This is a genomic window from Acinetobacter sp. ESL0695 (genome assembly GCF_029392135.1).
In the GTDB taxonomy this organism is placed as follows: domain Bacteria; phylum Pseudomonadota; class Gammaproteobacteria; order Pseudomonadales; family Moraxellaceae; genus Acinetobacter; species Acinetobacter pollinis.
Genome location: NZ_CP113932.1, coordinates 1,717,752 through 1,738,110, shown reverse-complemented (window position 1 = coordinate 1,738,110; position 20,359 = coordinate 1,717,752). Strand labels below are relative to the sequence as shown.

14 protein-coding genes are annotated in these 20,359 nt (G+C 37.1%); 6 read left to right on the top strand and 8 right to left on the bottom strand.

Annotated features, from left to right (window positions below; translation table 11 throughout):
• Positions 1-21: 21 nt before the first annotated feature.
• Positions 22-936, top strand: coding sequence for a polyprenyl synthetase family protein (locus tag OZX61_RS08320; protein WP_195772639.1), 915 nt, complete (start codon positions 22-24; stop codon positions 934-936).
• On the opposite strand, the gene OZX61_RS08315 is transcribed toward OZX61_RS08320, so the two are convergent.
• The 3 genes from OZX61_RS08315 to OZX61_RS08305 all read right to left on the bottom strand — a co-directional run bounded on the left by OZX61_RS08315 (position 933) and on the right by OZX61_RS08305 (position 3,274).
• The gene (locus tag OZX61_RS08315; RefSeq protein ID WP_195772640.1) at positions 933-1,784 is read right to left on the bottom strand and encodes an SPFH domain-containing protein; all 852 of its coding nucleotides are present in this window, start codon (positions 1,782-1,784) and stop codon (positions 933-935) included. The two genes, OZX61_RS08320 and OZX61_RS08315, sit on opposite strands and share 4 nt — an antisense overlap.
• 9 nt (positions 1,785-1,793) lie before the next feature.
• A complete protein-coding gene (locus OZX61_RS08310) occupies positions 1,794-2,276 on the bottom strand; it encodes an NfeD family protein (RefSeq protein WP_195772641.1) in 483 nt (160 codons plus the stop codon).
• 86 nt (positions 2,277-2,362) lie between these two features.
• Positions 2,363-3,274 carry a patatin-like phospholipase family protein gene (locus tag OZX61_RS08305; RefSeq protein WP_277094510.1) on the bottom strand — a complete coding sequence of 304 codons (912 nt, stop codon included), beginning with the start codon at positions 3,272-3,274 and terminating at the stop codon, positions 2,363-2,365.
• Positions 3,275-4,252: 978 nt separating this feature from the next.
• Between OZX61_RS08305 and OZX61_RS08300 the strand changes: the two genes are divergently transcribed.
• The 4 genes from OZX61_RS08300 (at position 4,253) to OZX61_RS08285 (ending at position 9,535) form a co-directional block, all read left to right on the top strand.
• Complete coding sequence (locus tag OZX61_RS08300) at positions 4,253-5,668, top strand: DcaP family trimeric outer membrane transporter (protein ID WP_277094509.1); 1,416 nt, start codon at positions 4,253-4,255, stop codon at positions 5,666-5,668.
• Between the two features lie 182 nt (positions 5,669-5,850).
• Positions 5,851-7,497: a phosphoethanolamine--lipid A transferase gene (locus OZX61_RS08295; protein WP_277094508.1), complete on the top strand. Its 1,647-nt coding sequence runs from the start codon at positions 5,851-5,853 to the stop codon at positions 7,495-7,497.
• A gap of 17 nt (positions 7,498-7,514) precedes the next feature.
• Positions 7,515-8,192 (top strand): response regulator transcription factor, encoded by a 678-nt coding sequence (locus OZX61_RS08290; RefSeq protein WP_195772773.1) that lies wholly within the window; start codon positions 7,515-7,517, stop codon positions 8,190-8,192.
• 5 nt (positions 8,193-8,197) lie between these two features.
• Positions 8,198-9,535, top strand: coding sequence for an ATP-binding protein (locus tag OZX61_RS08285; protein WP_195772774.1), 1,338 nt, complete (start codon positions 8,198-8,200; stop codon positions 9,533-9,535).
• Here OZX61_RS08285 and OZX61_RS08280 read toward each other — a convergent pair.
• Together OZX61_RS08280 and OZX61_RS08275 are read right to left on the bottom strand one after the other, a co-directional pair.
• Entirely contained in the window at positions 9,532-10,314 is a 783-nt protein-coding gene (locus OZX61_RS08280; RefSeq protein WP_277094507.1) for a hypothetical protein, read from the bottom strand. The two genes, OZX61_RS08285 and OZX61_RS08280, sit on opposite strands and share 4 nt — an antisense overlap.
• Before the next feature lie 194 nt (positions 10,315-10,508).
• A complete protein-coding gene (locus tag OZX61_RS08275; RefSeq protein ID WP_277094506.1) occupies positions 10,509-13,412 on the bottom strand; it encodes a valine--tRNA ligase in 2,904 nt (967 codons plus the stop codon).
• A gap of 146 nt (positions 13,413-13,558) precedes the next feature.
• Here OZX61_RS08275 and OZX61_RS08270 point away from each other — a divergent pair, with 146 nt between their 5' ends.
• On the top strand, positions 13,559-14,242 hold the full coding sequence (locus OZX61_RS08270) for a hypothetical protein (protein ID WP_195772777.1): 684 nt from the start codon (positions 13,559-13,561) through the stop codon (positions 14,240-14,242).
• A gap of 41 nt (positions 14,243-14,283) precedes the next feature.
• Here OZX61_RS08270 and adeC read toward each other — a convergent pair whose 3' ends face one another.
• Genes adeC through OZX61_RS08255 form a run of 3 tightly spaced genes read right to left on the bottom strand, consistent with a single transcriptional unit; the run spans position 14,284 to position 20,159 of the window.
• The gene (gene adeC / locus OZX61_RS08265; RefSeq protein ID WP_277095644.1) at positions 14,284-15,750 is read right to left on the bottom strand and encodes an AdeC/AdeK/OprM family multidrug efflux complex outer membrane factor; all 1,467 of its coding nucleotides are present in this window, start codon (positions 15,748-15,750) and stop codon (positions 14,284-14,286) included.
• Complete coding sequence (locus tag OZX61_RS08260; RefSeq protein WP_277094505.1) at positions 15,750-18,926, bottom strand: efflux RND transporter permease subunit; 3,177 nt, start codon at positions 18,924-18,926, stop codon at positions 15,750-15,752. Before OZX61_RS08260 ends, adeC begins: the two co-directional genes overlap by 1 nt.
• Positions 18,927-18,932: 6 nt before the next feature.
• Complete coding sequence (locus OZX61_RS08255) at positions 18,933-20,159, bottom strand: efflux RND transporter periplasmic adaptor subunit (protein WP_195772779.1); 1,227 nt, start codon at positions 20,157-20,159, stop codon at positions 18,933-18,935.
• Positions 20,160-20,359 lie beyond the last annotated feature (200 nt).

Sequence of the window (20,359 nt, the reverse complement as noted above, 5' to 3'; positions counted from 1 at the left end):
TTGAACACATACGAGGCAACAGTGTCATCATTAGCTGAGATATCTTCAGATTTCTTAAAATCTGCACAGCAACAAATTCAACAAGATTTAAAAGTGGCGTTGGACTCCTTTTCTATGCCCGAGTCACTTCATCAAGCGGTTTACCATGCCGTTATGTTGGGTGGCAAGCGTATTCGTCCTGCTTTAGCTTATGCCGTTGGTGGGTTAAAGGAAAATGTAGCGGGGTGGGCAGCAATTCGCCGTGCTGCTGTTGCGGTGGAACTTATTCACTGTTATTCATTAGTACATGATGACTTGCCTTGTATGGACAATGATTCCTTGCGACGTGGCCAGCCTACGTGTCATGTTAAATTTGGTGAAGATACGGCTTTATTAGCAGGTGATATTTTACAATCGATGGCTTATGAAGTGATTACTAGTCGATTGTTTGATGAATCTGTTCAGTCGATAGACAGTACAATTATATTAAAACAAGTACAAATTTTGGCAACTGCAAGCTCTAAAATGGTGGGTGGGCAAACACTCGATTTGCAGTCTGAAGGGATTGCGATTGACCAAAATACGTTGGAAGCAATTCATCATAATAAAACAGGCGCACTCATATTGGCAGCAATTACCATGTCGGCTGTTACTACTTTTGATACTGCATCCAATGAAATGCAAAAACTAAAAGAATTTGGTCGTGCAATTGGACTAGCATTCCAAGTGCAAGATGATATTCTGGACATTATTGCAGAGACTGAAGTTTTGGGTAAGACTGCAGGGAAAGATTTACAAGTTGAAAAATCGACGTACCCTGCATTAATGGGGCTTGAGCAAGCACAACATTATGCCAGTCGTTTGCATCAAGAGGCATTAGATGCACTTGCATATTTTGGAAATGATGCAGATGAGTTGCATCAAATTACCCAGTTCTTACTTAAGCGGAAAAGTTAACTTTTCCCCATAATTCCCCGAATTGTATTAAGGACATCGGCTGGAAGTACGACCGTTTTTGAATTGTTTGATTTTGCCATATCTTGCATAGCTTTAATATATTGTTCACCGAGTAGGTAAGCAACGGGCGTTTCTTTCTCACCAACTGCCGATGTTACAAGTTCAATAGATTTCTGTGATGCTTCGGCCAATACTACTTGTGCTTCGGCATCGCGTTTAGATGCTTCAAGACGTCCTTCAGCTTCTAAAATCGCAGCTTGTTTTTCGCCATCTGCTTTAGTTACAGCAGCACGTCTTTGTCTTTCTGCTGCTGCTTGTTCTTCCATTGCAGTTTGCATGGTTGTCGATGGCTTAATATCTTGTATTTCTACAGTCTTTAAGGTAATTCCCCAGTCGGAAATATCATCAGAAATAGCAACTTTGAGTTTGGCTTTTATATGATCACGCGATGAAAGAGCATCATCTAAATCCATTTCACCTACAATCGATCTTAAAGATGTTTGTACGAGATTTTGAATTGCCCAGTTAAAGTTTTCTATTCCGTATACTGCTTTTTCAGGAGTGGTTAAATTAATATAAGCAACAGCATTCATTAATAAAACAGCATTATCTTTAGTAATTACTTCTTGTGAGGGAATATCTAGCACGATATCTTTCGTTGTTATTTTATATGCCACTTCATCGACATAAGGAATAATAATACTTAAACCTGGATTTAAAGTGGTGTGATATTTTCCGAGACGTTGCACAATCCATTTATATCCTTGAGGAACAATACGGACTCCTTTTAGAATAGTAACAACTACAAAAACTAAGAATGCAAGACTGATAATTGTTGTAATAGACATATTGGCCCTTTAATGTGAGGTACGTGCTTCAATGCTGAGGTGGGGAGTAACAATAAACTTATTTTCTTTGAACCCAATAATTTCAATTCGATCACCGACATTTACAGGTTGATCTGCTTGGCTTGTCCACTCTTCATGACCAAGAAGGGGAATGGAAAAACGTACTTTGATTTCATGTTTTTCTTTTGAAAAAACTTGTATAACAATACCCGTTTGTCCAATTAGCTCTTTGAAGTCTGAAGCATTTTTCTGATGACGTTTTGTTATTGGCCTAATAAATTTGAACCAAAGAATTGTATTTGCAATTGAAAAAATAGCCCAAATAAGAATTTGTAATGCTGTACTCATCCATGGAGAGAGCCAAAAAAGTAAGCTCACCATAACTGCTGCAATGCCAAACCACAAAATTGCAAATGTACTTAAAAAAAGTTCTAGCAAAATGAGAGCAATGCCAAGCACGAACCAATGCCACGGTTCAAGTACAATATTCATGAAATATCCTTATATATAAAATCAGCATCACTTTGCTTACTTTAGCAAAGGATGCCTGAAAAACATACATGTAAGGAAAGAATAAATTAAAATTTTGCTTGTGGTGCAGGAGCGTATGCAGCAGCAGAATTTTTAAATTGAGCAATGGCCGTATCAATTTGTTTTAACTGAGCTTGTGCTGCCTTTTCTCCTTCTATAATTGCCTGATTTGCAACATTAAGATCCATTACACCAATGTGATCGACTTTAGGGCGTATAATTACACTAGCATAGCGCAATTCATCTTGAATACTTTGTTGGCCCATAATATTAATGGTTTGATCAAGTAGTCCCCACATATTACTGGCTGTCGTTTTTGTGCCCGCTGGACGTGCTGAAATATCTACTGCAATGACAATATCTGCCCCCATTTCTTTTGCAGTTTTTACAGGAATAGGACTCACTAGTCCACCATCTACATAATCTACGCCTGCAATTCTAGCCGGAATAAATACATTAGGTATGCTACAAGATGCACGTACAGCCTGTCCTGTATTACCACGAATAAAGTCTACTTTTTGCCCATTATCTAAGCGTGTAGCAACTGCTGCAAAACGTATCGGCAGTTGCTGTATTGGTTTATTGTCAACCTGTTTGTTGATATAGTCTTGAAGCTTTTGACCAATTAAAAAGCCCTGTCTACTAATGGTGAGATCTCTAAGGTCTGACTCTTTGAGTTGATAAGCAATTTGTTGCATTTGATAAGGTGTCTTTCCACTTGCATAGATGCTTCCTACGAAGCTTCCCGCACTTGTGCCTGTTACAATTTTAGGTTTAATTCCATGCGATTCTAGGACCTTGATGACCCCAATGTGTGCAAAACCTTTAGCTCCACCACCGCCAAGAGCAAGAGCGATGACAGGATCTCTTGGTTTTGGGCGAACTTTTTCTGTGGTTGTACATCCGAAAAGGGTGCTAAATATAATAAACAGAAGTAAAAAATGACGAGTGTTTGTCATGGTCGGATAGATCAAGTATTCACAATAAATGGGCACATATCATCAGATTTTTAAAAAATTTACTAGCCCATTTTAGTTGTTTTATCGGATTTCATATGAGTTGGTAATTTTATTTTATCTGATGGGCATGAAAGAAGAAAATTTTATCTAAAAAAACGTACTGATATATCAGAGTGGTAGCATCATTTTTGTTTTAAGACAAAACCTAAGTACAGTTGTAAGCAATCATTTATGTTGCTTAAATTTAAAATATGTAGTCATAGAATGGTAACAATTGCATTGAAAAAAGTTGCTAACAACGCCAATAAAGCTTTTATTTTTGTCATTATTTAAAAATAAAAGACCAGCTTAACCATCATTTGTATATGACAAATCTGTAATACATATACGCCATGTCTTCTATTTATGTACGTTATATCTCCATAGCATAGATTAATTTTATAAAAAACATCGCCTTAAGTATATTTTTTAGATTCCAATATCTCATTAGATTATTTTTTATTTTAAATTATGGCACATATATTGCATATTAAATTGATGGATTTATTCTCATTTTAGATTTATATCTAAAATTAAAATATATTTCATCTTTATTAGATATAGTATGATGTTTTTATTACAATTATTTATTAAAAATCAATATATTTTTTTATCATATAATCAAAAAATGGTAACTTTATTGAGAATATAATTTGTTTTTTTCATATTTTTGTAATAATTTATTGTTTTATTTGTCACGTAAAAGCCTTGTCTTTAACTGATAAGGCAGTTTGTTACAATAAAATTTATATTTCTATACCTTTTGATACGCAATAAGTGGTTTTTTGTTTAAAAATACGACTTTTGGCGTATGTAAAAATGAAAATAATAGAAATATTATTAAAAAATTGTAACGACTGTCATAATTTTGTTACTTTCATTTGCAATATTGAATGGTAATTTCGATAGCGATGATTCTTTTTTAGGATGGAGAACTCTGTGGTTAAGGTGAATAAACTAGCACTTTCTATTAGTGCAGCTTTAATTTTGGGGACTGTAGGGTCTGCTCAAGCTGCAACAAAATCAAACACGCAGCAACAACAAGTAGCAGATTTACAGGCACAGGTTGCTCAACTACAACAACTTGTACAACAGCTTTCTAGCCAACAGCAACAACTTGCAGGTCAGCAAAGCCAGTTGTCTGGACAACAACAGCAACAAGCTGTTCAATTACAGCAACAAGCGATTCAATCTTTGGAAAAACCAGCAATTGCACCTAAAGAAGCAAGTGCTAAGCCAGGTTGGATTGCTTTAGCAGACGGTCAAACTCAGTTAAAAATATACGGTAGTGCACGTGTAGACTCTACATATGACTTTGCAGGTGGTAATGCCTCAACAACTGATATATATAATATAACTAATAAGGTCCCATTAAACTCTGCAAATGCACCTAAAGGCGCATTGAACGTGTCGGCAGCAAACTCACGTATTGGTTTAGATATTCTTAGACCAACAAGTTATGGTGACTTAACTGCGAAAATTGAAACTGACTTTATGGGTGGTAGTTATACCAATGGTTATGGATCTTTCCGCGTAAGACATGCATATGCATCTTTAGATAAATGGTTGATTGGTCAAACAACTTCACCATTTGTAAATGGAGATACAGTACCAGATGTTGTCGATCCGAATGGCCCTATGGGTTCAGGCAGTCGTCGTAATGTTCAAGTACGCTATACACAACCGATCACTAAAAACCAAAAAGTGTTAGTTGCTGTTGAAGGCGGTGATGTAGATAACTTTAGTGGCACAAGCCAAACATCGGGCGGTGGTCGTTTACCTGCTTTAACTGCAAGATATGATATTGCAACTGCAGATAAAAAAGGCTTATTACAAGTTCATGGTTTGCTTCATGAAAATCGTGTAGCTACTAATGATAGCAATGACAAAGAAGGTTTAGGTTGGGGCGTAGGTGTTGGTGCAAAATACAACCTGACACCAAGCGACACATTATTTGCAAACTACTATCATGTAAAAGGTGATAGCCGTTATATGCTTTACAGCAATAGTGCGTATGTAGCGACTGCAAATGGTACTTCTTATAACATCAACCCATCTGAATTTAACTCTGCTTTAGTAGGTTATGGTCATAAGTGGAATTCAGAATGGCGCTCTGGTTTAGCTGCAGGTGGTATTTGGTATAATGATACGAATGTTTATGCTAAGAGCTCTGGAAGTGCAAATAAGACCCAGTACAATATTATTTTGAACACATTCTACACGCCAGTGAAGAATGTTGATATTGGTGCAGAATATACTTATGGTCAACGTCAAACGTTTGCTGCAAGTACTGCAACAACATCGGATAAAGGTGATTACTCTCGCTTAAACTTAATGGCTAAATATAGTTTCTAAGCTATAGCAAGTCAGTTTTAGTTTAAAAAAACCGCAATAGATCTATCTGTTGCGGTTTTTTTCTTTAAATCTGCTAAAGTGCGCGCGTACATTTTGTTTATTTTGAATGTATAAAAAATAGTTTAAGTCTTTCTTAAGTTCAAAAACTTAAATTGCAATCATTCTAGCGGAAGTAGTTATTCATGCCTTTGTTTCAATTCATCAGAAGTAAAATGCCCGTTTTGAGTTTAGGGAGGTTTAACTTCATTCTTGCAGTTTGGTTGGCTTGTGCACTTAATTTAAACTTCTTTAAAAAAGCACTGATGTATTCTGAACTGCATGGTATGGAAGCAGTGCTTTGGGTTGCTTCTTTAGTAATTGTTCTTGTTTCATACTATTTTATTGTAATTCAGTTAATTTCATGGCAATGGTCCAAAAAAATTGTAGCTGTTTTATTGCTTATTATTGGGGGTCTTAGTTCTTATTTTGTAAATACTTTGGGTATTATGATTACCCCAGAACAAATCCAAAATATGATGCAGACTGACTCTCGTGAGGCATTTGCACTCATCTCAAGCGATCTAGCATTTTGGGTTTTCTTGTTTGTTATATTGCCTAGTCTTGTTCTATGCTTTTTGCCAGCCAAAAAAGAAATTTTTTTCAAAGTCTTGTTGAAGAAATTGACCAGTATTATTGTGACTTTAGCAGTTGCTGGCGCTGTTATTTATATGAGTTATATTGATTTCAGTTCATTATTTCGTGGGCATCGAGATATTCGAGACTTAATTTCTCCAAATAATGTATTTAATTCAGGTTTAAGCTATTACAAAAAATTATCTTATAAACCTTTACCTCTAATACACTATGGTGAAGATGCTCAATTTACAAAAATACCTGAACAACCAAAATTAATGGTTCTGGTCGTAGGTGAAACTGCGCGTGCAGAAAGTTTTTCATTAAATGGTTATCAGCGAAATACTAATCCAGAGCTTTCTAAAATTAATGATTTGATTAATTTTAAAGATGCCCATTCTTGTGGCACGGCAACAGCAGTTTCTGTACCGTGTATGTTCTCAGGTATGCCAAGAACGAGTTACGATAGTCGGTTAGCTTCACATAGGGAAGGATTGCTAGATATTGCACAACGTGCGGGTTATAACGTCACTTGGATTGATAATAACTCAGGCTGTAAAGGTGCTTGTGACCGTGTTCATCAGTATCAGATTCCTGAAAACCTGAAAGCTAAATATTGTAAGCCTACAGGTGAGTGTGATGATGAAATTCTTGTCGACAGTCTAGAATCGTATATATCTACAATTCCTAAAGAGGATAAAAGACCTCAATTAGTTGTCTTGCACCAAGTGGGAAGCCATGGCCCAGCATATTATGAGCGTACTCAACCGCAATTTGAGCACTTTAAGCCTATTTGTAATACAAATACCATTCAAAATTGTGAACATCAAGCATTGATCAATACTTATGATAATAGTATTGTTTACACAGATTACATTTTGAGTCAGGTCATTAAAAATCTTGAGAAAAATGAAAAATATCAAACAGGTTTTTGGTATTTATCTGACCATGGTGAATCTACAGGAGAGAATGGTTTGTATTTGCATGGTGCACCGTATGCATTTGCACCTTCTCAACAAACACATATACCAATGATGATGTGGTTTTCACAGGCATGGCATAAAAATAACATGGCTCAATCGAAGTGTTTACAATCTCAACAAACACGTACTGTTGGTCAAGATAATTTATTTCCAACAATGTTAAGTTTACTTGATATAAAAACGCATGTGATTAATCCAGATTTAAACATGCTGTCGTATTGTCACAGTGAATAAATAGAGCAGTAAATACTATGACGAAAATATTAATAATTGAAGATGACTTCATGATTGCAGAGTCTACGATTACTTTGCTGAAATACCATGGTTTTGAGGTAGAGTGGTTTAATAATGGTTTAGACGGCTTGTCTCATCTAGGAAAAAACCAATATGACATGATTTTACTCGATCTTGGTTTACCTATGATGGATGGTATGCAAGTGCTTAAACAGATTCGTCAGAAAACTCAGACACCTGTACTTATTATTTCAGCACGTGATCAACTTGAAAATAGAGTAGATGGGCTCAATCAAGGAGCAGATGATTATCTCGTTAAACCTTACGAGTTTGAAGAGTTGCTTGCGCGAATTCATGCCTTGCTAAGACGTGCAGGGTTAGATGCACAAAATACCCCAGCAGATAAAATTTTAAATAATGGCGAACTTGTTTTAGATATTGAACAACATATTGCACGTTATAAAGGTCAAATGATTGAGTTATCTAATCGTGAATGGGCTATTTTAATTCCTTTAATGATGTATCCGAATAAAATCTTTTCTAAAGCGAATTTAGAAGATAAGTTATACGATTTTGACAGTGAAGTTTCGAGTAATACGATTGAAGTATATATTCATCACTTACGTACTAAATTAGGTAAAGATTTTATTCGTACCATTCGTGGTTTAGGTTACCGTTTAGGACACAATTCTTAAAGTCGATGGAAAAGCATAGTTCACTTAATACTCGCCTTGTTGTACTTACTTCACTTTTGAGTGTGGTAATGGCGTGTGTCCTTATGTTTTCTACCTACCATATTGCACTAAAAGAGTTAACACGTATTTTAGATGCACAAATGCAGTTTTTAGCAAGTCGGGCAACAAGACTTGATCTGAAAAATACGCATAGCCAATTAAATTTAGATCCAGACAAACAGCAAGAAGAATTATTTGTTGATATTTGGTCTTATGATGACATTGATGAATTAGAAAAGAATCAATTACTCGTACCACAAGTAAAAAAAGCGGGTTTTTATCAGCATGAAACAGATTCTGGTACGTGGTATACCTATGTTCTACCTACGAAGGATTATCAAGTTCAGGTGAGTCAGCATCAACGTGTGAGACAAGTGCTTGCACTAGAGTTAGCAGGCAGTATGGTTCTGCCATTTTTGCTGATTATGCCATTGGCTATGTTAATTATCGTTTGGATTATTAAACGAAGTCTTAAACCTCTAGATGATTTAAAAAGCGAACTAGCGCAACGTGATTCGAATGAACTAACTCATTTGACCAATACACAGTACCCGATTGAATTGTTGCCTGCTGTAAAAGAAATTAATTATTTATTTGATAGAATTTCTACAACTCAACAAGAACAGAAGCAATTTATTGCAGATGCAGCCCACGAGTTAAGAACACCAATTACGGCTTTAAATCTACAAACTAAAATCTTACTTAGAGATTTTCCTGAAAATCCTGCACTCTTAAATTTAAGTAAAGGGTTGGCACGTATACAGCATTTAGTTAGTCAGTTGTTGGCATTAGCAAAACAAGATACAGCATTACATGTATCTGAACAGCCCAAAAAGTTTTTACTTAATGATATTGCGTTGAATTGCGTAGAACAGTTAATGAATCTTGCAATGGAGAAAGAGATAGATTTAGGTTTTGAACGTAATGATGAGGTATTAGTACAAAATTTTGAGCCAACAATCCATTCTATTATTTATAACCTCATTGATAATGCAATTAAATATACGCCACATTCAGGGGTGATTAATATTTCTGTATATGAAGAAAAAGATCAAAAGTTAGGTTACGTATGTATTGAAGATAGTGGTCCGGGTATTCCAAAAGAAAAGTATGAAGAAGTATTAAAACGTTTTTATCGTGTGCATCATCATTTAGAAGTCGGTAGTGGCTTAGGGTTATCTATTGTACAGAAGGCAACACAACGGGCAGGGGGGAATTTATTTTTAGGTAAAAGCGAGGAACTTGGTGGACTAAAAGTATCCGTACAAATCCCTTTAAAAATTCACGCCTCAGAAACCACTTAATGAGATAATGCCTCTAAGAGGTCTAATGCAGACTTCATTCTTTTACCATCCCTTCCTAATTTGTCGATACCTATTTTATTGAGCCATTTAAAGCGAATACCAACTGTACTCAGTTGTTTAATGACTTTGGATTCACTTGCTAATTCAGTTTTTAATAAGTTTTTAATCGCTTCTGATTCATTGTGGTTAAAACGAAATGCAGTAGAAAAGATTAAACATAACCAGTCTCTCGCTTGGCACGTTTGTAAATCTAAAAAGTAACCTGGATCTGTTTCAAAATCTATAAATGAAATATTAAACTGACTGTCGACCAGAATATTTCTTGCAAATGCCTCACTCAAATAACTCTCTTTTGCATGAATCTTTTTAATTTCAATAATGGCTTTTCTTAAAAGAATAATCCGATCATTCAGAGATTCTTGACGACCTAAGGCTTCATCTAATTGCATTAATCCTTGATCTGTATATGAGATATCCTGAATGAGAACACCATCATGGGTTTCAGCCAGTATTTCAGGTACAGATATACCAATATGATGTAACTCTCGAATGCGTTTCATCTCACAAAGAATAGATTTTCTTCCACCATAGTTTGGAACAGGTGTCAAAATCTGCAAGTTGAGAAATTTAGAAAGCCAAAGTAATGGAAGGTAAATCCACCAAGGATGACGGATACTTGCTTTTTTTAACCACACTTTTATGCCATCGACAATATAAGATTCAATTGACGACGTTTGTTTACTAATATGTTCAGTAAGGAACGTTTGATATTTTTGCATATATGATCTTGGTGCAGCGATTTGATTAGGGAGTCATCCAGACTATTTATATTTTATATTTTTTATAGATAAATATGTCCTATACAGATTATACCATGCTTTTATTAGGTTTTTATGAGGATGAAATGAAATTTTCCTTTCTAAAATATAAAAAAAGGGGCTGATTTTTCAGCCCCTTTTAAGAAAAGAAGAGATTACAAATTCGCAATCTGTTCCATATTATGTTTTACCTTTTCAAGCTGTGCGACAAACTCAGCAAGTTTTGCTTTTTCACCTTCTACGACAGCCGGCGGTGCTTTTTTCACAAAACCTTCATTGGCAAGTTTGTTTGCAATTTGATCATGTTGCTTTTGAACCTTGTCTAAATCTTTTTGGAGACGGGCAAGTTCTGCTTTAGGATCAATAAGACCTTTCATTGGTACAAATACAGATGCATGACCAATCACACTTGATGAAGAAAGAGGTGGCTCTTGTGAGTCGGTAAGGAACTCGATACTTTCAACTTTTGCAAGTGCTTTAAATAGAGGTTCAATACGTTCAATACGGGTTTGCTCAGCATCTGTAATATTTTTTAGTAATACGGGTAATAGACGCGCATTCCCTAGACCCATTTCACCGCGGATATTACGAACTGCACCAATTAGACTTTGTAACCAACTCATATCGGTTTCAGCCTGCTCATTTATTTTCTCTTCTTCAGCAACAGGATAGTTTGCTGTCATGATAGTGTCACCTTCACGACCAACCATTGGAGCTAAAGTTTGCCAAATTTCTTCTGTAAGATATGGCATGAGTGGGTGAGCAAGACGTAAAGAGGTTTCCATAACACTAAGAAGTACACGTCGAACTTCGGCTTTACGTTCAGCAGACACATTTACATCGTTTAAAACTGGTTTTGTCAGCTCGACATACCAGTCACAATATTCGTTCCAAATAAAGTCATAAATATTTTGTGCAGCAATGTCTAAACGGTAAGTTTTAAAAGCCTGATGTACATTTGCTTCGGCTTTTTGTAGACGGCTGATAATCCACTTTTCAGGAAGTTCCCATAGGTCTGGATTGGCAGTCTGAGCAACGTCTTGACCTTCAATGTTCATTAAAACAAAACGAGTTGCATTCCAAATTTTATTACAGAAATTACGGTAACCTTCGACACGTTTTAAATCGAATTTGATGTCACGACCTGTATTTGCAAGTGCGCAGAATGTAAAACGTACGGCATCTGTACCATATGAGCTAATACCTTCTGGGAACTCTTTACGGGTAGATTTCTCGATTTTTTCTGCTTGTTTTGGATTCATTAAACCAAAAGTACGCTTCTTCACAAGACTTTCAAGATCAATACCATCAATAAGGTCTAAAGGATCTAATACATTTCCTTTAGATTTTGACATTTTTTGACCTTCGCCATCACGTACAAGTCCATGCACATAGACTGTTTTGAATGGGACTTGAGGCGTACCATCTTCATTTTTCATAAAGTGCATAGTCATCATAATCATACGGGCAACCCAGAAGAAAATGATGTCAAATCCTGTTACGAGAAGATCTGTAGGATGGAATGTTTTTAAAGCATCGTTGAGTGCATCTTTTGCAACATCACCTGTCCAACCTAATGTTGAGAATGTCCAAAGCCCAGAGGAGAACCATGTATCTAAGACATCTTCATCTTGGTTGAGTTCGATGTGGTCTGCAATGTTATGTTTTTGACGAACCTCTTCTTCGTTACGTCCGACATATACGTTGCCTTCAGCGTCATACCATGCAGGAATTCGGTGTCCCCACCAAAGTTGTCTAGAAATACACCAGTCTTGAATGTTGTTCATCCAAGCCATATACATGTTGGTGTATTGTTCTGGAACAAACTTAATACGACCATCTTTTACAGCTTCTACAGCAGGCTCAGCAAGAGGCGCAATTTTTACATACCATTGATCGGTAAGTAGTGGTTCTACAATTACACCTGAACGGTCACCACGTGGAGCTTTTAAGTCATAAGGTTCAATTTTTTCTAACCAACCTTCAGCTTCAGCTTGAGCAATCATTTTCTTACGTGCTTCAAAGCGCTCTAAGCCAACATAATCACTTGGCGCAGGAATGGTTTTTGAAATTTGTTCACCTGCTTTTGCGATATATTCAAGCTCGGCAAGTACTTCTGCATTCTTATTAAAAATGTTAATAATTGGTAGGTTACAACGTTTACCTACTTCATAGTCATTAAAATCATGTGCTGGTGTGATTTTTACACAGCCTGTTCCAAAATCTTTTTCTACATATTCATCTGCAACAACAGGAATGAGACGGCCACTAATTGGAAGAACGATGTTTTTACCAATAAGATGCTGATAACGTTCATCTTCAGGGTGTACTGCAACAGCACTGTCACCTAGTAATGTTTCAGGGCGTGTTGTTGCAACAATAAGGTAATTGTCACCATTTTGGGTTTTAAGTGATTGGTCTTCAAAAAAGTATCTGAAATGCCATAAAGAACCTTTTTCTTCATGGTTTTCTACTTCTAAATCAGAAAGTGCAGTTTGGAATTTTGGATCCCAGTTAACTAAGCGTTTACCGCGGTAAATTAAACCTTGTTCATGAAGTTGAACAAAGACTTCTTTGACAGCATGAGATAAACCATCATCCATAGTAAAACGTTCACGAGACCAATCTACAGATGAGCCAAGTCTACGGATTTGTTGTGTAATCTGACCACCAGATTTTTCTTTCCACTGCCAAACTTTTTCAATAAATTTTTCACGGCCTAGATCATGACGGCTGATATTTTCAGCGGCTAACTGACGTTCTACAACCATTTGCGTTGCAATACCTGCATGGTCTGTACCAGGTTGCCAAAGGGTATTTTTGCCCATCATACGGTTATAGCGTGTAAATGCATCAATAATGGTGCTATTGAAGCCATGCCCCATATGTAATGTACCTGTTACATTTGGTGGTGGAATCATGACACAAAATGAATCGCCTTGTCCTGATGGTTTAAAATAACCATTTTCTTCCCAAGTTTTATACCATTTTTTTTCGATCTCAGTTGGATCGTAAGTTGTTGCAATATTCTGAGCTGAAGTAGCTTGTGAGTCAGTCATAGTAAACAGATCAAAAGTGAATGAATAATTAGAGGTATTGTAGCAAAAAAAATAATACTTGAGCGGACATGTATCACTCTGTGCGATATAACAACAAAGTGAATAACGTGGTAACTTATAGCAAAATAATTTGGGATTTTTGATTTATGTCGTATGCGGTATATTTACGAGTAGAAACACAAACCTATGAAAAATTTATTTCTATTCAGCAGCGCCTTCAAGCTGGGGAAAAAAAGAAGTTAGCGCATGAATTAGGTGATGTTTTAGCAGATGTGTCAGTACAAGTGATTCAACAAGCATTTATAAACCTGCTTGAGCAACAAAAACGCCGTTTAACTCGACCAGAAGGTCATCAGATTGCAGCAGATTCTGAGAAAGTGATTGAACATGTATTATCTGCGTTTAAAAAATATTTACCTTGGGCAATCGCATTGTTTAGTAATGAGCGCTTAACACCATTGGTAAATTATTTTGCAAATATGGTAAGGCGTGAAGGTGATCAAGTATATGTTAGATATGACGTAGACCCTGCTGTGATTAAAAATACTTTAGATAAGGTTGAAGTGATTCGTGGAGGGGATGCAAGTGAAATTGCACCAGCATTTGATTGTTTGAATCAGATCATTGATGCAGGTGTTGATCAGTTAATTCGGCAACCCAAAGCTTTATTGAAGTTTAATTTAGTTGTAGATAAAACACTGAATGGCGTTATTCAGGTGAGTACAAATATGGCATATAAGCGTTTATCTTCATTGGGTAAAGAAGTAGAAATTGGCTCTGCACCTTATTATATCGATCATTTTATTCAATTTTTGCATCATGAAGCATAAAATAAAAAACCCACATATATTATGTGGGTTTTTTTAAATGATTATTTATTGTTAGATTGTACTTCAGCACTAGACGGTTGATGATAGGTTTGATCTGTGCTGTACGCTTTGACACCACCACCTAACGTTTTATACAACTCAATTTGGTTATTTAGATTACTTAATTCTAAGCTAAGTAATGCTTGCTGAGCAGTATAAGCATCTTTTTGAGCTGTAAGTACATTTAAATAGCCATCCACACCTGCACGATAGCGTGCATTAGAGAGTTGGTAAGTACGATTGGTTGCAGATACAAGACTACGTTGGGCATCTAGACGTTCGCCAATATTTGCACGTGTTGCCAATGCATCACTTACTTCTTTAAATGCAGTTTGAATGGTTTTTTCGTATGAAGCCAATGCAAGCTCTTGGTTTACCTTAGAGATCTTAACATTTGCTTTACGTGTGCCCCAATCAAAAATTGGTAGATTTAGAGAAGGTGCAACTGACCAAATGAATGAACCTGATTTAAATAGATCAGAAAGTTCAGATGAAGCCAATCCCGCAGAGCTAGTTAAGCTAATCGTTGGGAAAAGTTGTGCTTTTGCAGCACCAATATTTGCACCAGCTGCACTTAAACTATATGCAGATTGTTGGATATCAGGTCGATTATTCAGTAAATCACTACTTAGTCCAGTTGCAAAAGTTTTTTCATTTGTCACACTACGAATTGTACTATTTGGTAGAAGCTCTGTTGGTACAGACTGTCCTACCAATAGGTTTAATGCGTTTTGTGCTTGTGCTGCTTGTGTACGATATGTCCCTACATCTGCACGAGCCGTTTCTACTGAAATTTGTGCTTGACGTAGAGGTACTTCGCTATCTATACCTACATCAAAGCGCTTTTTATTCAGATTATATGCTTGCATCTGAGTTTTCAGCGTGTCTTCAGCGAGTTTCAAGTTGGCATTTGCATAAGAATATTGTAACCAAGCTTCTGCAACTTGACTAATCAGGCTAATTTGCGTTGCATCACGTGTACTTTGCATTGCAAGATAACTATCTAATGCAGCATCTTTTAGACTCTTGAGTCTTCCCCAAAAATCTAATTCATACGATGTTACGGCAAGACCTGCTGAGTAAACATTTCCAGTTACAGGTTGGCCAGTCAGTACGCTTTTAGAACGTGAGCGGTCAAATTCTGCGCTTGTACCAAGTGTTGGTAAGCGATTGTTTTCTGTGATGTTATATTGTGCTTGTGCTTTTTGAATATTTAAGATTGCTGTACGCATATCTCTATTATTTTGCAATGCAAGGTCTATAACTTTGACCAGTTGAGGGTTAGAGAAAAAATCTTTATACCCTTGTTCTGCAATCGATACCCCAGAACTATGCTGAGTCGCATAGTCTGTAGGAATATCTGATTTTACAACAGGCTCTGGCCCGCGCATGCTTTGGCAGGCAGCCAAAGCAAACGCAAGAGAGGAGACTGCAATACTACGACCTGTAATCGACCATATATTTTGCATCACGATTTATGCTCCTGAGTATTTGCAGTTTTTGGTTTATATTTAAAGATACTACGAATCCAGACAAAGAATACTGGAATAAAGAAAATACCTAATAAACATGAGCTGATTACACCACCAAGTACACCGTAACCTACCGAGTGTTGGCTACCAGCACCAGCACCAGTAGAAAGTGCTAATGGAAGTACACCAAAACCAAATGCGAGTGTTGTCATAATGATTGGACGTAAACGCATTTTTGCAGCATGTAAAGTTGCTTCAAAAAGCTCTTGCCCTTGTTCTTGAAGTTCTTTCGCAAATTCTACAATTAAAATTGCGTTTTTAGACGAAAGACCAATGACAGAGATCATGGCGACTTGGAAGTAAATATTGTTGACCAGATTTGGATTTTTTAGAACGAAGAAACCGAAGTAGGTTAGGGCTACAGCACCAATAATACCAAGTGGAATAACTAATAGTACTGAAAATGGAATTGACCAACTTTCATAAAGTGCTGCAAGACAAAGGAATACAATAAGCAATGAAAGCGCATACAAGTATACCCCTTGAGAACCAGAATCTTGTTCTTCTAGAGAAAGACCTGTCCACTCATACGAGAAGCCAGATAAACCCATAGAAGGAAGTTTCTGCATAATCTGTTCCATTGCAAGCATTGTTTCACCAGAGCTAACGCCGTTTGCTGGAGAGCCTTGAAGCTCCATTGCTGAAACACCGTTATAACGTATTAGGCTTGGAGAACCATATGTCCAGTTTCCAGATGTAAATGCAGAGAATGGAACCATGCTTCCTGCAGAACTACGAACGTACCATTTGTTTAAGTCATCTGGCATCATGCGTGAATCCGACTGACCTTGTAAATAAACTTTTTTCACACGTCCGTGATCTAAGAAGTCATTTACATAGCTACCACCCCATGCAACGCCCATAGTCGTGTTAATATCTGCGATACTCACACCTAGACTACCAGCTTTGGCTTGATCAATTTTTACTTGGTACTGTGGTTCATCTTCCATACCATTTGGACGGATCATGCCAATACGTTTATCTTTAGATGCTAGACCTAAAATTGCATTACGTGCAGCCAGTAATTTTTCATGCCCTTGACCATTCACATCTTTTAACATGAAGTCAAAGCCTTGGCTTGTACCAAGTTCAGGCATTGCTGGGAGCTGAAGTGGATAGATTAAAGTTGCATCTTTTACGATCGCATTTAGTGCAAGCGCACGCCCAGTTAAAGCACCAATTTGAGTTTCTGGTGTTTTGCGCTCACTCCAATCTTTTAAGCGTACGAATGCAATACCTTGGTTTTGACCTTGTCCTGTAAACGAGAAACCAGAAACACTAAATACAGACTCGACAGTATCTTTTTCTTTATGAAGATAGTAGTCGGTAATCTGATCTAACGTCTTGTCTGTACGTTCCAAACTTGCATTGGTTGGAAGCTGTACAAGTGTTAAAACAACCCCTTGGTCTTCATCTGGTAAGAATGAAGTTGGAAGTGTTTTTACAAGGAAACCTAAAACAACCACGAGTAAGATATAAAACACACCAGAAATTAAGCGGTGGTGAGTCATTCGATTCACACCGTTTTGATAGCGATGTGCTATACGATCAAAGCTATGGTTAAACCATCTGAAGAAACGCGCAAAGATTGAGTTGCTTTCTGGTTTATTCTCATCGTGCTTTTTCAAAATAGTGGCACAAAGTGCAGGTGTAAATGTCAGTGCAACAATTAATGAGAGAATCATTGCAGTGACAAGTGTAATAGAGAACTGTCTATAAATTACACCTGTTGTTCCTGTGAAAAAGGACATAGGTACAAATACAGCCGTTAAAACTGTGGTAATACCCACCAACGCACCAGAAATCTGCGTCATTGAGTTTTCAGTAGCTGTAACAGGGTCTAAGTGTTCCTCTGTCATAATACGTTCAACGTTCTCTACAACAACAATGGCATCGTCTACTAAAAGACCAATTGCAAGTACCATTGCAAACATCGTGAGTGTATTGATAGAGAAACCTAAAATATTGATAACTGTAAATGTTCCAAGAACAACAACAGGTACCGCAAGTGTCGGAATAATTGTTGCACGCCAGTTTTGTAGGAACAAGAACATGACGATGAATACAAGAATAACCGCTTCAACAAGGGTGTGCGCTACATTTTCAATAGAAATTTTGATAAATGGTGTGCTGTCAAATGCAATTGTATCTTTTAAACCATCTGGATAGTTTGGTCTTAAGCTTGCCAAAGCAGATTCAATATTTTTTGCAGTTTCAAGTGCGTTTGCACCTGTTGATAGTCGAATAGCAATACCTGCAGCAGGTTTACCATTAAATTTCGAGTCAAATGCATAATTCGATGAACCTAACTCAACTTTAGCTACATCTTTTAAACGTACAATTGCACCTGCATTATTTTTCAAAATAATGTTTTGAAATTGTTCAGGTGTTTGTAATAGGCTTTGAGCATTAACGGTTGCGTTAATTACTTGACCCGATACTGCAGGAGCACCACCTAATTGGCCGCCAGCAACTTGTGTGTTTTGTGCTTGTATTGCCGCTGAAATATCTGCAGGTGTTAGTTGGTAACTGGTCAGTTTTGCTGGATCTAACCAAATACGCATAGCGTAAGAACCACCAAAGACTTGTACTTCACCTACGCCAGCAACACGACTAAGAGGGTCTGAAATATGACTGTTTACGTAATCTTTAATGTACGCGCCGTTTAGACTATTGTCTGGCGAATAAAAAGAAATAACTTGTAAAAAGCTTGCACCAGACTTCTTAATTGTTACGCCTTGACGTTGAACAGATTCAGGTAAAGAGGCAAGAGCAGTCTGCATCTTATTTTGCACTTGTACTTGTGCAATATTTGGATCAATCCCTTGCTTAAAGTTGACGTCAACTTCTACTGAACCTGTCGCAGAACTGGTTGAGGTAATATAACGTAAACCATCTAACCCATTCATTTGCTGTTCAATAACTTGTGTTACTGTATTTTCAATGGTTTGGGCAGATGCACCTGGGTAAGTCGCTGCAATAGAAATTTTAGGTGGAGCAATTGTTGGATATTGTGCGATAGGCATACTAAACAGAGAGATAATCCCTGCGAGCATAATCACTAAGGCAATTACCCATGCAAAAATGGGGCGGTGTATAAAAAATCTAGCCATCTTATCCTACCCTTTTGCTGTGTTTTGGTTGGATGGAGATTGAGCTTGATTGGTATTTACTGGCTTTTCTTCTGTTGCAGGTTGATATGGTTTAATCTTCACTTGCTGACCAGCTTTTACTTTAGCAACACCATCTACGATTACTTTATCACCAGGGTTTAGCCCCTTAGTAACGATCCAGTTTTGATTTTGTGTGCCAGACGTTTGTACAACACGAGATTCTACCGCACCTTTTTCGTTTACAATCGATACAACCGCATCATTTGAAGGCGTGCGTGTTAAAGCAATTTGTGGAATTAAGTATGCATTAGGAATAACGCCTTGTGAAATTTCAGCAGTTGCATACATTCCTGGTAGCAGTAAGTGTTTAGTATTTGGAAATACTGCACGTACAGTAACGGTACCTGTTTGCTCATTTACATTGGCATCTGAGAAGGCAAGAGTACCCTCAGTATTGTAGTAGGTTCCATCTTCAAGTTTGAGCTTAACTTTAGTGTTGTTACTACGATCGATACTACCTTGGCTTAAGTTTTGACGTAAACGCAAAAGCTCGGTACTAGATTGATTGATATCAACATAGATTGGATCGAGCTGACGAATAGTTACCAAAGAATTGGTTTGATTCGCAGTCACAAGAGCACCAGCTGTAACAGAGGAAGGCCCTGATTGACCTGAAATTGGTGAACGAATCGTTGAGTAGCCTAAGTCAACTTCAGCATTGCTTACTTGTGCACGTGCAGCATCTACTTGTGCTTTGGCTACATTTACTTGTCCAACAAGGTCATCATAATCTTGTCTTGCAACTGCATGACTAGATACCAATTCCTTATAGCGGTTTAATTTAATTTGCAGTGATTTCAGGTTCGCTTCTTGTTGTAATAGCGTTGCCTTATAATTTTCTACGCTTGCTTTATTTGTACGAGAGTCAAGTTGATAAAGCGCTTGCCCTTCATGAACAAAACTCCCCTCTGTGAACAGGCGACGTAAAATAATACCACTGGTTTGTGGTCTCACTTCTGATACTTGGTAAGCTGTAGTACGCCCCGACAGTTCGATAGATTGCTCTACACTTTGTGGCTGTGCAGTCAGAACGCTAACTTCTGGAGTAGGTGCCTGTTGTTGACCTGCACTTTGACCGTCTGACGAAGCGTCTTTTCCACACCCTGTAAGGGCTAAACTTACAGCCAAAGCACAAGCACTGAATGTTGGTGCCCAAAGTTTAGCTGACCTCATTCTTTTCACCTCTTTTTGAATTTTAAATTTCATTGTTAGATTTTGTTTACTTATGATGATAAGTAGAACCAATAAGTAAAGAAACCCAAATATGGCCAATTCTTTAGTTTGCATAATTTTTACCTTCCGAAATTATAGGAAGGCGCATGATTTTTTAACCCAAGAAAAAGCAAAAATACATTCGATACCGTGAAATATCG